The 12588-nt window shown below is 72.1% G+C and carries 15 protein-coding genes and 1 other RNA gene; 9 read left to right on the forward strand and 7 right to left on the reverse strand.

Annotated elements, in window-relative coordinates:
• The first annotated feature begins 50 nt into the window (after window positions 1-50).
• The 5 genes from EUA94_RS21255 to panB all read left to right on the forward strand — a co-directional run bounded on the left by EUA94_RS21255 (window position 51) and on the right by panB (window position 4336).
• Complete coding sequence (locus tag EUA94_RS21255; RefSeq protein ID WP_129428922.1) at window positions 51-578, forward strand: hypothetical protein; 528 nt, start codon at window positions 51-53, stop codon at window positions 576-578.
• Window positions 575-904, forward strand: coding sequence for a hypothetical protein (locus EUA94_RS21260; protein ID WP_129428923.1), 330 nt, complete (start codon window positions 575-577; stop codon window positions 902-904). The genes EUA94_RS21255 and EUA94_RS21260 overlap by 4 nt, the downstream gene beginning before the upstream one ends.
• On the forward strand, window positions 901-2877 hold the full coding sequence (locus EUA94_RS21265; protein WP_129428924.1) for an alpha/beta hydrolase: 1977 nt from the start codon (window positions 901-903) through the stop codon (window positions 2875-2877). Before EUA94_RS21260 ends, EUA94_RS21265 begins: the two co-directional genes overlap by 4 nt.
• 17 nt (window positions 2878-2894) lie before the next feature.
• The gene (locus EUA94_RS21270; RefSeq protein ID WP_129428925.1) at window positions 2895-3395 is read left to right on the forward strand and encodes a hypothetical protein; all 501 of its coding nucleotides are present in this window, start codon (window positions 2895-2897) and stop codon (window positions 3393-3395) included.
• Window positions 3396-3487: 92 nt separating this feature from the next.
• Entirely contained in the window at window positions 3488-4336 is an 849-nt protein-coding gene (gene panB, locus EUA94_RS21275) for a 3-methyl-2-oxobutanoate hydroxymethyltransferase (protein ID WP_129428926.1), read from the forward strand.
• Window positions 4337-4339: 3 nt separating this feature from the next.
• On the opposite strand, the gene EUA94_RS21280 is transcribed toward panB, so the two are convergent.
• Window positions 4340-4618, reverse strand: coding sequence for a hypothetical protein (locus EUA94_RS21280; protein ID WP_129428927.1), 279 nt, complete (start codon window positions 4616-4618; stop codon window positions 4340-4342).
• Between the two features lie 72 nt (window positions 4619-4690).
• Here EUA94_RS21280 and EUA94_RS22505 point away from each other — a divergent pair, with 72 nt between their 5' ends.
• On the forward strand, window positions 4691-5236 hold the full coding sequence (locus EUA94_RS22505) for a hypothetical protein (RefSeq protein WP_207210700.1): 546 nt from the start codon (window positions 4691-4693) through the stop codon (window positions 5234-5236).
• On the opposite strand, the gene EUA94_RS21290 is transcribed toward EUA94_RS22505, so the two are convergent.
• Window positions 5237-5461 carry a hypothetical protein gene (locus EUA94_RS21290; RefSeq protein ID WP_129428928.1) on the reverse strand — a complete coding sequence of 75 codons (225 nt, stop codon included), beginning with the start codon at window positions 5459-5461 and terminating at the stop codon, window positions 5237-5239.
• Between EUA94_RS21290 and map the strand changes: the two genes are divergently transcribed.
• Both map and rnpB read left to right on the forward strand, forming a co-directional pair.
• Window positions 5460-6332 carry a type I methionyl aminopeptidase gene (map, locus tag EUA94_RS21295; RefSeq protein ID WP_129428929.1) on the forward strand — a complete coding sequence of 291 codons (873 nt, stop codon included), beginning with the start codon at window positions 5460-5462 and terminating at the stop codon, window positions 6330-6332. The genes EUA94_RS21290 and map overlap by 2 nt on opposite strands.
• 13 nt (window positions 6333-6345) lie before the next feature.
• Window positions 6346-6714: RNase P RNA component class A (rnpB, locus tag EUA94_RS21300), an RNA gene on the forward strand.
• A 115-nt stretch (window positions 6715-6829) separates the two neighbouring features.
• Here rnpB and EUA94_RS21305 read toward each other — a convergent pair.
• Both EUA94_RS21305 and EUA94_RS21310 read right to left on the reverse strand, forming a co-directional pair.
• Window positions 6830-7267, reverse strand: a complete 438-nt coding sequence (locus tag EUA94_RS21305) for a hypothetical protein (protein WP_129428930.1) — start codon at window positions 7265-7267, stop codon at window positions 6830-6832.
• Window positions 7268-7449: 182 nt separating this feature from the next.
• The gene (locus EUA94_RS21310) at window positions 7450-8898 is read right to left on the reverse strand and encodes an RNB domain-containing ribonuclease (protein WP_129428931.1); all 1449 of its coding nucleotides are present in this window, start codon (window positions 8896-8898) and stop codon (window positions 7450-7452) included.
• Window positions 8899-9051: 153 nt separating this feature from the next.
• Here EUA94_RS21310 and yaaA point away from each other — a divergent pair, with 153 nt between their 5' ends.
• Window positions 9052-9831, forward strand: a complete 780-nt coding sequence (gene yaaA / locus EUA94_RS21315) for a peroxide stress protein YaaA (RefSeq protein WP_129428932.1) — start codon at window positions 9052-9054, stop codon at window positions 9829-9831.
• On the opposite strand, the gene EUA94_RS21320 is transcribed toward yaaA, so the two are convergent.
• The 3 genes from EUA94_RS21320 to EUA94_RS21330 are packed head-to-tail and all read right to left on the reverse strand — an operon-like array spanning window position 9828 to window position 12502.
• On the reverse strand, window positions 9828-10922 hold the full coding sequence (locus tag EUA94_RS21320; RefSeq protein ID WP_242495115.1) for an FUSC family protein: 1095 nt from the start codon (window positions 10920-10922) through the stop codon (window positions 9828-9830). The two genes, yaaA and EUA94_RS21320, sit on opposite strands and share 4 nt — an antisense overlap.
• A 13-nt stretch (window positions 10923-10935) precedes the next feature.
• Window positions 10936-11676, reverse strand: coding sequence for a zinc ribbon domain-containing protein (locus EUA94_RS21325; RefSeq protein ID WP_129428933.1), 741 nt, complete (start codon window positions 11674-11676; stop codon window positions 10936-10938).
• Window positions 11677-11695: 19 nt separating this feature from the next.
• Complete coding sequence (locus EUA94_RS21330; protein WP_129428934.1) at window positions 11696-12502, reverse strand: Nif3-like dinuclear metal center hexameric protein; 807 nt, start codon at window positions 12500-12502, stop codon at window positions 11696-11698.
• Window positions 12503-12588 lie beyond the last annotated feature (86 nt).

The raw sequence follows: 12588 nt of genomic DNA on the forward strand, positions 1-12588 counted from the left end.
GGGCTGAACGAACGGGTTTGAGCGGGGTCCGCTCGCGGAAGAAGGAAGCCATGACGCCTCCCGCGATCGAACCGGGCCAGCCAGGTCCCACGCCGCCGGACCCCACGCTCAGCGACCCGATGCTGCGCGTCGTACGCGAGCGCCACCCCGAGGTCGACATCGTCGTGCTGCCGCAGCCCGTCCCGGTCCCGCAGCTCCCCGAGCTCGGGCCCGGCCAGCGCGAGGCGTTCGCCGCCGATCTCGAGCGCCTGCTCGACGACCTGCTCGCCAGGCTCGCCGGCGCCGGCTCGGTGAGGCGCGACGGCCGGTGGCACACCGACGAGTGGGACCAGAGCTGGTACGAGTGCGTCGCCGTCGTCGGCGGCCTGGCCGACGGCGACAACATCGCCCTGCTCCGCGCGACCGGCAACGCGCTCGTCGGCCTCGGCTGGCAGGCGCGCCCCGTGTCGGGCGACCGGCCGCGACTCGTCGCCCGCCGCCGCGGCGGCTTCGAGGCGGCCGCCACTGTGCGGCCCACCTCCCTCGTGCTCACCCTCCGCACCGCCAAGGTCGGCTCCGCGGCGGAGGTCACCGGATGACCCTCCAGATGTGGACGGCCACGCTCGCCAAGGCGCGCACCGCGTGGGAGGAGCAGTCCGAGGGTCTCAACGGCCCCCGCAAGAACCTCGCCCAGGCCGACCCCGCCCTCCTCGGCGACGCCGTCCAGGGCGCGGCCGACGCCTTCCTCACCACGTGGGAGCAGCGGACCCTGGTCCTGCGCGACCTGGCCTCGGGCCACGCCGACTCGCTGGCCCAGACGATGTACGACTTCCTCGCCACCGACCAGGAGTCCGTCCAGGCCACGCAGCAGCTGCTGCTGTGGGAGGACCGCGACACCGTGCCCGTCCAGGCGGTGGGCCCGTGACCACGATCGCCGTCCCGGCCTGGCTGCCGACCGAGCCCGAGCTGAAGGTCACCGAGGCGTCGGGGGCGATCCTCACCGACGTACGCGCTGCCGCGACCGCGGTCAGCGACGTCGCCGAGTGGGCGCGTGCCAACGGTGCGCCTGCCGACTTCAGCGGCGACGCGGCCGACGCGGCCGACCACGCCGTGACGAAGTTCGCGACCGACACCGACGCGGTTGGCGCGGCGCTGGAGCGCGGGGCGCTCGCGATCGACCAGTTCCTCACCCAGATGCGGCAGCGGCGCACCGAGCGCGAGGAGCTGATGGAGCGTCGACAGACGCTCAACGGCGACCGCGAGTCCCTGCTGGGCCGCATCGAGACCGCCACCGAGGACCAGGTCCCGGGCCTGCAGGCCGAGGCAGCCCAGCTGCGGTCGCGCTTCGAGGCCTACCACCGCGACCTCCAGGCCTGGCGCGACCGCGTCGACGCCGACGAGCAGGCGGCCGTACGCGCGCTGGGCGCCGTCGACCAGCTGGCGGAGGGCCTCGCGGCCGCGAAGGACTCCTCACGCGCCGACACCGCCGCGCTGGCCGCGGAGCTGCGCCGGCTCGGCACCGACACCGACGCGGTGAACTCCTGGTGGGCCGGGCTCTCGCAGGCTGAGCGCAACGCGCTGATGATCAGCGACCCCGACCTCGTCGGCAACACCAACGGCATCCCGACCGGCGACCGCGACGAGGCCAACACGTCGTCCGTGCAGCGCGACATCGAGTACCTCCTCGGTCTCCAGGCCTCCGGCCAGGAGCTCAGCGCCTCGGAGGCGCGGTGGCTGGAGAACGCCCAGTCCATCGAGGCCGCCGTGGCCCAGGCCCACAGCACGAAGTGGGAGGACCTCGGCGTCGACGCCTTCGTGATGGCCTACCAGCCGCACGCCTTCGGTGGCGACGGGATCGCCGCCGTGGCCTACGGCGACCCCGACACCGCCGACCACACTGCGGTCTACGTGCCGGGCATCATGCAGGACGGCACCCAGATCGACGAGAACGGCGACCAGGCGCTCAACCTCTACGAGGAGACCGTCAACAGCATGCTGTCGGAGGACCCGCCGCGCGCCGGCTCGGTCTCCACGATCGCGTGGATCGGCTACGACTCCCCCAACTTCAACCCCGAGTCGAAGATGCCGTGGGACCTCATCGACTCCGGCGGCGACGTCGCGCACACCGGCACCGAGGCCAACGCCCAGGCCGGTGGTGTCGCGCTGTCGCAGTTCGTCGACGGGCTCAACAGCACCCACACCGGCGGCGACCAGCCGCACCTCACGGTGATCGGCCACAGCTACGGCTCGACCACGTCGGCGTACGCCGCTGCCGACGGGATGGACGCCGACTCGCTCGTCCTCATCGGCAGCCCCGGAGCCAGCGAGGGCGTCCACCACGCGAGCGACCTCAACATGCCGGCGGGCCAGGTCTTCGTCGGTGCCGCCGACAACGATCCGGTGTCCTGGCTGGGCGGCGAGGACGGCCTGTTCCCAGGGACGTGGGACGACAGCCTCGGCCTCGGCGCCGATCCGGCGCAGCACGACTTCGGGGCGACGGTGTTCGGCGTCGACAACGGCCAGGAGTTCCACGGGGCCGGGCTGGTCACGACCGGGTTCATGGAGAACCACACCAACTACTTCGACGACGGCAACCCGGCCCTCGCCAGCATGGCCGACGTGGTCTCGGGCAACTCCGGCGACGTCGTCGACACGGGCGGTCGCACCCAGGAGGCGCACGACTACCTCTACGACTGGGTCGGCGACGAGGTCCAGCACCACGTCGTGCAACCCGTCGTCGACACCTACGAGGACGTCCGCGACGGCGTGGTCCACACGTACGAAGGCGCGCGTGACGGGGTCGTCGACACCTATGAGGGCGTACGCGACGGTGTCGGCGACGCGGTCGAGGGAGCCCAGGACGCGTTCGACGACCTGTGGCCGGACCACTGGCCGTGAGCACTAGCGTGGGGATCGTGCGTACGACACTGCTGCTGCTCGTCCTGGCCACCGTCATGTCCGCCTGCTCCACCAGCGGCGGTTCCGCCAAGGAGGGTGGCGGCGAGTCGGTCGACGCCGTCGAGACCGCGACGACCGAGCGCGCGCAGGAGGCGATCCCGCTGGTGTCCGAGGCGCTGGGCGCCACGGCCGTCAAGGCGCAGGGCCAGTGGCAGAGCTGCATGGCCATCAGCTGGCGCTACGAGGCCTTCGCGACGATCACCGCGGGCGAGGGCGAGACGGCGGCACAGCTCGACCAGGTCCGCGCGGCGCTGGTCGACGCCGGCTACGACGACGCCACGAAGGTCGACGGGCATGTCGCCGTCGCGCAGGACGACACCACGGTCGACGTACAGCCGTCCCCCGCCCGCGGTCAGGGAGCGTGGACCGTGTCGGTGCAGTCGTCGTGCGCCGACTACGACGGCGACGACCTGGAGCGCGTGGAGAACGACGAGGGCCGCCCGCTCGAGGGTGTGTGACCGCCGACACAGCGTCGTACGCGCCGGTCGGGACTAGCCTGAAACCGGTCCGTGGACTCCACTCGGGAGCTGCGAGATGACGAGGAGCGCACATGGCTGAAGAGACCGCCCCCTACGGCTCCGGCGCTGCCGCGCAGGCAGCACCCGTGAAGCGGGTCCGCACCCATCACCTGCGGGAGATGAAGGAGCGCGGCGAGAAGATCACCATGCTCACGGCGTACGACATGTACACCGCCGCGACGTTCGACGAGGCCGGCATCGACCTGCTGCTCGTCGGTGACTCCGCGTCGAACAACGTCTACGGCAACGAGACCTCGCTCCCCGTCACGGTCGACGAGTTGCTCCCCCTCACCCGCGCCGTCTCGCGCTCGGTGCAGCGCGCGATGGTCGTCGGCGACCTGCCGTTCGGCAGCTACCAGGCTTCGCCCGAGCAGGGCTACCTCACCGCCGTCCGCTTCATGAAGGAGGCCGGCGCCCACTGCGTGAAGCTCGAGGGCGGCGCCGAGATGGCTCCCGTCATCGAGAAGTGCACCCGCGGCGGCATCCCCGTCATGGCGCACATCGGCTTCACCCCCCAGTCCGAGCACACCCTCGGCGGCTACCGCGTCCAGGGTCGCGGCGACGCGAGCGACCGCGTCATCGCCGATGCCCGCGCCGTCCAGGAGGCAGGCGCCTTCGCCGTCGTCATGGAGATGGTGCCGGGCGACGTGGCGGAGCGGATCAGCAAGGAGCTGACCATCCCGACCATCGGCATCGGCGCCGGCAACGGCTGCGACGGGCAGGTGCTGGTGTGGCAGGACGCCTTCGGCCTGCGGACCGGCAAGATGGCGCGCTTCGTCAAGCAGTACGCCGACGTGCACGGGGTGCTGCTCGAGGCGGCCAGGGCGTACGCAGACGACGTACGCGGCGGGACCTTCCCCGGACCCGACCACACGTTCTGACGCTCAGCTCCACCCGAGGTACTTCGCACCGCCGACGACGGTCGCGAACCACACCAGCGTGAGCGCGAGCGGGATCACGACCACGGTCCGCGGCCGGCTGGTGAACCAGCTGATCGCGAGCACCAGGGCGACCACCCACAGCAGCACCAGCAGCGCGACGGCCCACCACGGCGCCGGGACCACCAACGGGGTCGCGCCGATCACGAACGCCACGCAGGCGAGCCCGATCATCCCCGCGAAGGGCAAGGGCGACAGCGGCTCTCGGACCGGACGTGTGGGCACGGCGACACGCTAGCCGGTGACAACAGCGCCCCGGCAGGGGACGATCAGGGTCCGACGACGCGAGGAGCCACTGTGAGCGAGACCCCGGCGAAGAAGACGACGCCTGCCAAGAAGACGACCGCCAAGAAGGCCGCTCCTGCGAAGAAAGCGGCGACGAAGAAGACCGCGGCCTCGACGACGCCGGCGAAGAAGGCTGCTCCCGCGAAGAAGACGACCGCCAAGAAGACCGCTCCCGCGAAGACGACAACGGCGAAGAAGACTGCGGCGAAGAAGGCACCGGCCAGGAAGGCGAGCGCCAAGCGGACCACGCCCACCCGCACCGCTCCCCCCGGCCCCAAGCCCGTGGCGACGGCGGCCCGGAAGTCGGCGGCAGGTCGCGTCGTCGACGCCAGTGCGCAGGCCGTCGGCACCGCTGCGCTCATCCAGAAGGTCGCGCAGGAGACGGCGGAGCGCGTGGCCGCCGAGACGGCCGCCCGCGTCAGCAAGCAGTACGAGTCGGCGATCGCCGAGCTCACGAAGACCCTGGACAAGAACACCAAGCGAGCGCTGAAGAGCGTGCGCGCGGCCGCCGACCTCGCCCAGGCCGCCTCACCCGTCAAGGGCCGGAAGAAGAAGTGATCAGCTGTCGGGCGTGCCGTCGGTGAGGCCGTCGCCCGAGCCCTTGCCGTCCTCGTTCCAGGCAGGGTCGTTGTCCCACTCCTCGTTGCGCTCCTGGACCTTCTCCAGGGCGCGCGAGGCCTCCTCCGAGGTGGCGTAGGGCCCGAGGCGGTCGGCACTCTTGCAGCCGTCGCGTCCCTCGACCGTGTGGTGCTTCAGGCAGAACCAGTATTCGTTCTCGCTCATGGGCCGAAACTACACTCGCGGCGTGCCAGTCGTATCCCCCGCAGAGGTGTCAGCCCGCCGTCCCGTGCCCGCGCACATCGCCCGCCCCGAGTACGTCGACCGCCCGGCACCGGAGCGGTTCGCCGGCGAGGAGGTCAAGGACGCCGACACGATCGCCCGGATGCGGGTGGCCGGCCGCCTCGCCGCGCAGGCCCGCGAGCTCGTCGGCTCGCACGTCGTGCCCGGCGTCACCACCGACGAGCTCGACCGGATCGGCCACGAGTTCCTCTGCGACCACGGCGCCTATCCCTCGACCCTCGGCTACCGCGGCTTCCCGAAGTCGCTGTGCTCGAGCGTCAACGAGGTCATCTGCCACGGCATCCCCGACGCGCGCGTCGTCGAGGACGGCGACATCGTCAACATCGACATCACGGCGTTCATCGACGGCGTGCACGGCGACACCAACGCCACGTTCCTCGCCGGCGACGTCGACGAGGAGACCCGCCTGCTGGTCGAGCGTACGAAGGAGTCGTTGGACCGGGCGATCAAGGCCGTCAAGCCCGGCCGGAAGGTCAACATCATCGGCCGCGTGATCGAGGCGTACGCCGCCCGCTTCGGCTACGGCGTCGTCCGCGACTTCACCGGCCACGGCATCGGCACCGCGTTCCACTCCGGGCTGATCATCCCCCACTACGACGACCCGCGCTTCGACGACGAGATCCGCGTCGGGATGACTTTCACCATTGAGCCGATGCTCAACCTCGGCACCCCCGACTACGACATGTGGGACGACGGCTGGACCGTCGTGACCAGAGACCGCCGCCGCTCCGCGCAGTTCGAGCACACCCTGCTCGTCACCGAGGATGGCGCCGAGGTGCTCACCCAGCCCTAGACTCCGAGTCGAGTGGGTCGGCCGGGCGGCCGCGGTCCGTCACCTCCGGGTGGTGGGTCGAGGAAGGTCCGGGCTCCACAGGGCAGGGTGGTGGCCAACAGCCACCCGGGGAAACCCGCGGGACAGTGCCACAGAGAACAGACCGCCGTTCCTCACGGGGAGCGGTAAGGGTGAAACGGTGGTGCAAGAGACCACCAGTGCGCCGGGCGACCGGCGCAGCTAGGCAAACCCCACCCGGAGCAAGATCAGACAGGATGCGTTCGAGGGCGGCCCGCCCGAGCATCCGGGTAGATCGCACCAGGCGGCCGGCAACGGTCGTCGCAGATGGATGGTCGCCCCTGCGCAAGCAGGACAGAACCCGGCCTACAGGCCGACCCACTCCCCGCAACAAGAGCGGCCCCGCCGAGGCGGGCTCGACGGGGCCTCGACCGAAGGTGCCCCCACGCTCTCGGCCGTGACCTGTAGGTGTGGCCCGACCCCCCGTTGATACATCCGTCTCACCCCTGGGGCGGGACGCGCCGGCTCAAGCCCTCGAGAGGCTCGGTGGGGCCGCGTCCACGAGGCAGCTGCTCCGCCTCACCACCCGACGTGGCCGCAAGCGGTCTCTCGAGAAGCGGGTCGGCCTCGCGGTCCGCTGGGCCAACCTGGCGGACGACCAGGTCCAGCATGGCGTCACCACTCCCCTGCGCACGGTCATCGACTGCGCACGGATCGTGCGGTTCGGACTCGTGACACGCGCGGACCTCGACGCCATCGACGTACGCGGTGCCGGCGGCGCCGCCGTACGCCGCGTGCTGGCGCACGCCGACAAGCGCGCCGCCAACCCGTTCGAGTCCGTGCTGCGCGCCCTCTGCATCGAGGCCGGGCTCGCCGTCGAACCCCAGGCCACCCTCGACCTGGGCACGGGCGAGGTGCGGCCCGACCTCGTGTGCCACGTGCTCGAGGCCGACTCGTGGACCTTCCACACGACGCGCAAGGCCCACCGGCGCGACTGTGCCCGCTACAACCTGCTCGTGTTCCGCGGCTGGCGCGTGCTGCGGTTCACGTGGGAGCAGGTCATGCGCGACCAGCCGTACGTCCGCTGGGTGCTGGCCGAGCTCGCCGAGGCGCACGCCGGTCAGGCCAGCTCGAACGACACCTTCCGGGTCGTCGGGTCGGCCAGCACGAGCTTGACCGACACCTCCTCGCCGAGGGGGAGGTCCGACGAGCCGGTGACCTTCGCCTCGATGGCGGGGTCCTGGATCGTCACGTCGCCCTTGGTGGGGTCCTTCTCCTCGACCTCGACGACGACGGCGGCGAACGTCTCCCCCACCCGGCCCTGGAGCAGCTCGGCCTCGCAGAGGTCGACCACGGCGTTCTCGTACTGGTTCGCCCGGCGGCCCGACTCGATCATCGTCTCGGGCAGCTCGGCCATCGCCGAGACGACCCAGCCGGGTACGTCGGTGCCGGCACACAGCGCGACGCAGATCTCGCCGGCGTAGCGGTCGGCCAGCCGGCGCAGGGGCGCGGTGACGTGGGCGTACTCCGAGGCGAGGGCCGAGTGCTGCGCCTGCTCGGGGAGCTCGCCGTTGAAGGTGACATAGCCGGCGCCGCGGAGCAGGCGTGTGCAGGCCACGACCATCGCGGCGTGGGTCGGCTTCGACGGGTCGAGGGTGCGGATGAAGTCGGGGTAGAGCTGCTCGGCCGGCCAGTCGATCCCAAGCGCCCGGGCCGTACGGTGCAGCCGCTGGACGTCGCGCGGGTCGGCCGGCGGGAGCGTACGGAGGATGCCGACGCGGGCGTAGACCATCAGCGAGGCCGCGGCCATCCCGGTCAGGAGCGAGATCTGCGCGTTCCAGTTCTCGACAGGCGTCAGCCGCCGGAACTCCAGCTCCCAGTGACCGTCCACCTCCACGAGCTCCTGCTCGGGGAGCGGCAGGGACACGCCGCCGCGGGCCGCCTCGCGCGCCAGCCGGAGCTCGCCGACCTCCTGCAGCAGCCCGATCAGCTCGCCGGCCCGACCCGCATCGAGGTCGGCCTGGACCCCCTCGTACGTCAGCTGCGCGCGCGAGCGCACCAGCGCGCGCTCCACGTCGACGTCCGTGCCCTCGCCGGTCTCGTCGACCTTGATGGTCCACAGCAGCGCCGGGCGCACCTCGTCGGGGAGCAGCGACGCCGCGCCCTCGCTGAGCACCGGGGGGTGCAGCGGGATCTTCGAGTTGGCGCCGTAGAGCGTCTCGCCACGGCGGTTGGCCTCGACGTCGACGGCGTCACCGGCCGTGACGAAGGCCGCCACGTCGGCGATCGCATAGTGCACGACGAAACCGTCACCGGACCGCTCGATGTGCATCGCCTGGTCGAGGTCCTTGGCACCCTCGGGGTCGATCGTGACGAACTCGATGTCGGTGCGGTCGAGCTCCGCCAGCCGCGGGGCGGCGGCCGCGTCGGCGGCGGCCTTCTCCACTTCCTCGGGGAACCCGGACGAGAGCTTGAGCTCCGCCTGGATCGCGGCGATGCCGTCACGCATCTCCTGCGCCGTCACGCTGTCCCCGGTCGACCGGACCTTCACCACACGGTTGCTGGGCATGTCCCGACCCTAGCCGGGCACGACGGAGTCGTGCCCGGCGTGGGTAGGCAGGTCGAGTGGCCCCGCGACCGAGGCACGAGATCGCGACGGGGCGTATCGAGACCCACGACCCTGCCCGATCGGAGCCCCGCCGCGCTGCCTACGCTTGCGCGCGTGCTCATCCTGCTGCCGCCCAGCGAGGGCAAGACCGCTCCTCGCCGGGGCAAGCCGCTCGACCTCGCCGGGCTCTCGTCGCCGAGCCTCACCGCGACGCGTACGACGGTGCTGGCCGCACTCACCACCCTCTGCCGCGACGACCCCGAGCAGGCCGCGGTTGTGCTCGGTCTCGCCGCCGGCCAGCGCGACCTCGTCGGACGCAACGCCGGGCTCGAGTCGGCGCCCACGGCCCGCGCGGACGCGATCTACACCGGCGTGCTCTACGAGACCCTCGGCCTCGCCACCCTGTCCCCCGCGGCCCGGCGCCGCGCGACGGCGCGGGTCGCGGTCACCAGCTCGCTCTTCGGCATCGTGCGCCCCGGCGACCGGATCCCGGCCTACCGCCTCTCCGGCGACGCGAGCCTCCCCGGCACCGGCTCGGTCGCGGGCGCTTGGCGCGAGGTCCTCGGCGCGGCGGTCCGCGACGCCGTCGGCACCGGCCTGCTCGTCGACCTCCGGTCGGGGACGTACGCCGCGTTCTGGCGGCCCGAGCCCGACCTGGCCCGCCGCGTCGCGACCGTCCGCGTCCTCCACGAGTCGGGCGGCCGGCGCACGGTGGTGAGCCACTTCAACAAGGCGACCAAGGGACGCATCGTCCGCGCGCTGCTGGAGGACGGTGCGAACCCCGGCACCCCGAAGGCGCTCGCGGCCGCACTGACGCGCCTCGGCTGGACGGTCGAGGTCGGCGAGCCCACGGCGAAGGGCACGCAGCTCGACGTGGTCGTCACCGACGTCTAACGCAGCGGGATCATGTCCGTCGCCTCGAGCGGGTCCATCCCGCACAGGGCGAGGAGGTCTGCGATGATCGAGCGCACCTGGGCCAGGATCACCTCGGCCGACAGGTCCGCGCTGTGCTCGACGTCGGCAGTCGCCTGGCCGAGCGCGATCAGGTCGTCGATCACCGCCGTGGCCATCCGGTCGGCGACGAGCTCGTCGGCCACCCGCTCGGACAGGACGGCCAGGTCGCGCATGAGAGTGGCATAGGACGCCGGCACGGGCTCGTGGCGGTAGTTGGCCACGGCCACGCGGCGTACGACGACCCGGGTGTTGCGCAGCGCCACGTCGAGCGGCTCGACGAGCTCGGCGAGCTGGCGCTGGTGCTCGCCGTGGCGACGGCGGAAGGGCGAGGAGCTGACGATCGACAGGCCCTCCTCCGAGGCCGCTCGCAGCTCCGCGATGAGCACGTCCGTGGATCGCGCGTCGCGCAGCATCGCCAGCGCCCGGTCGACGTCACCGTCGCCCAGCCGGTCGGCCGCGCACTGCAGCAGCGCGGCGATCTTGCGCACCACCACCGCTGCCTGGTCGCGCGGCTTGCGCAGGGGTGCTCGCGGGACGACGGTCGCCGCCACGAGGGCGACGGCTCCGCCGATGAGGGCGTCGGTCCACCGCAGGAACGCATCGCCCGGAGCGGGCGCGAGCGCCGCGACGACGATCCCCTGGACTGCCGCCTGGATGATCAGCAGCTGGCCGGCGTCGAGCAGCAGCGCGATCGACATGCCGGCCGCCACGATGAACATGATCTGGAGGCCGCCAGAGCCGATGAGGTGCGTGGTCGTGTCGCCGAGCAGCACCCCCAGCGCCACGCCGATGGTGACCTCCGCGACGCGTCGCTGCCGCTGGCCGTACGACATGCCGAGCGAGACCACGGCCGCGATCGGCGCGAAGAAGGGCAGCCGGTGCTCGAAGACGTCGGCCGCCAGCCACCAGGCCACGCCCGCCGCGATCGCGCACTGGCCGATCACCCAGCCCTTGGCCCGCAGCCGGGCGACGCGGGCGCGCAGCGACGTACGGCTGCGCTCCGCCATCAGCTCCGCGTCGGGCAATCGCACGACTGGACGGCTCTCAGAGTCCCGACTCGTCGGTGCGCACCAGGATGCGCTGGCACTCCTCGCACCGGATGACCTCGTCGGCCGGAGCGGAGCGGATGCGGGAGAGCTCGGAGGCGTCGATGCTCATGTTGCAGCCGCTGCACTGGCGGGACCGCAGCAGCGCGGCGCCGACGCCCTTCTGCTCGCGGAGCCGCTCGTAGAGGGCCATCAGGTCGGCGGGCATGCCGTCGGTCGCCGGCCCTCTGGCGGCCGAGACCTCGGCGAGCGAGACGTCGATGCCGCCCTGCTTCTCGTCACGCAGCGTGACCAGCTCGGCCAGCCGGGCGTCGATGTCCTCGGCACGGATGCCGAGGCCGTCGAGCACCTGCTGCGCCTCCTCCAGCGCCTCCATCACCTCCAGCTCGGCGTCCTCGAGCGTGGTGATCCGACGCTCCAGCGAGACCAGCTCGTGCTGCATCCGCTCGAGGTCCTTGGGGTTGGTGATCTGGCCGGTGTCCATCCGGTTGCGGTCGCGCTCGCGCCTGGTCTTGACCTGCTCGACCTCGCGGTCGGCCTTCGCCTGCTCGACCGTCAGGTCGTCGACGACGATGCGCGCGTCGCGCACCTGGTCGGTCAGCGCGGTGCGCTCGGCCGTCAGCGTGGCGATCTCGCCGAGCTCCGGCAGGTGGGAGCGCTGGTGGCGCAGCTGCAGGGCGCGCGAGTCGAGCTCGGCGACCTCGAGCAGCGTGACCTGGTGGGTGGGATCGGCCTTCAACGGCTCTCCTGTAACAACATCAGTGGCGGAACGTCCACGGGTCGGTGCACAGCGTGCTGACCCGGGTCTCGACCCTATCGCCCAGGCTCGCGGCCAGCCGACCCTCCACCACCGGGAGCCAGGTCCACTCCGCCGCCCAGTGCGCGACGTCGACGAGCGCGGCGCCGCCGTGCTCGAGGAACTCCCCCGCACGGTGGTGTCGCAGGTCGCTCGTGACGAAGACGTCGACGTCCTCGCCGACCAGCCCGTCGAGCAGGAAGTCGCCGGCTCCGCCGCACACCGCGACCCTGCGCACGGGGCGGTCCGACTCCCCCGCGACGCGTACGCCGTGTGCCGTGGCGGGCAGCGCCTCGGCGACGCGTGCCGCGAACGCTCCCAGCGACACCTCGTCGACCGTTCCGACGCGTCCGGTCCCGACGGCCGAGCCCGGCGCCGACGGGAGGATCGGGGCGAGGTCGCGCAACCCGAGGGCGAGCGCCAGCGACTCCGAGACGCCCGAGATCGCCTGGTCGGCGTTGGTGTGCGCGGTCAGCAGCGCGCACCCGGCCTCGCTGAGCGTGTGGAGCGTGCGGCCCTTGGGCGTCGTCGCGGCGACCGAGCTCACGGGCGTGAGGAAGAGCGGGTGGTGCACGACCAGGAGGTCGGCCCCCCACTCCGCGGCGTCGCGCGCCACCTCGATCGTCGGGTCGACCGCGAACATCACCTTCGAGACGACCGCCGACGGCGACCCGGACACCAGCCCGACGGCGTCACCGTCCATCGCCGTGCCCGGCGGATACCACTCGTGCAGGAGGTCGACGACGTCGGCGAGCGTGGGCGCGGGCATGGGGCGCAGGCTAGGGCGTGTCTCCAATGTTGAGCGTGGTTCGGGCTTGATGCTGGGCCCATGACGCGGATGGCGGTGCTCAGCGA

Origin of the sequence: Nocardioides zhouii (assembly GCF_004137345.1) — a bacterium.
GTDB classification, from domain to species: Bacteria; Actinomycetota; Actinomycetes; order Propionibacteriales; family Nocardioidaceae; genus Nocardioides; species Nocardioides zhouii.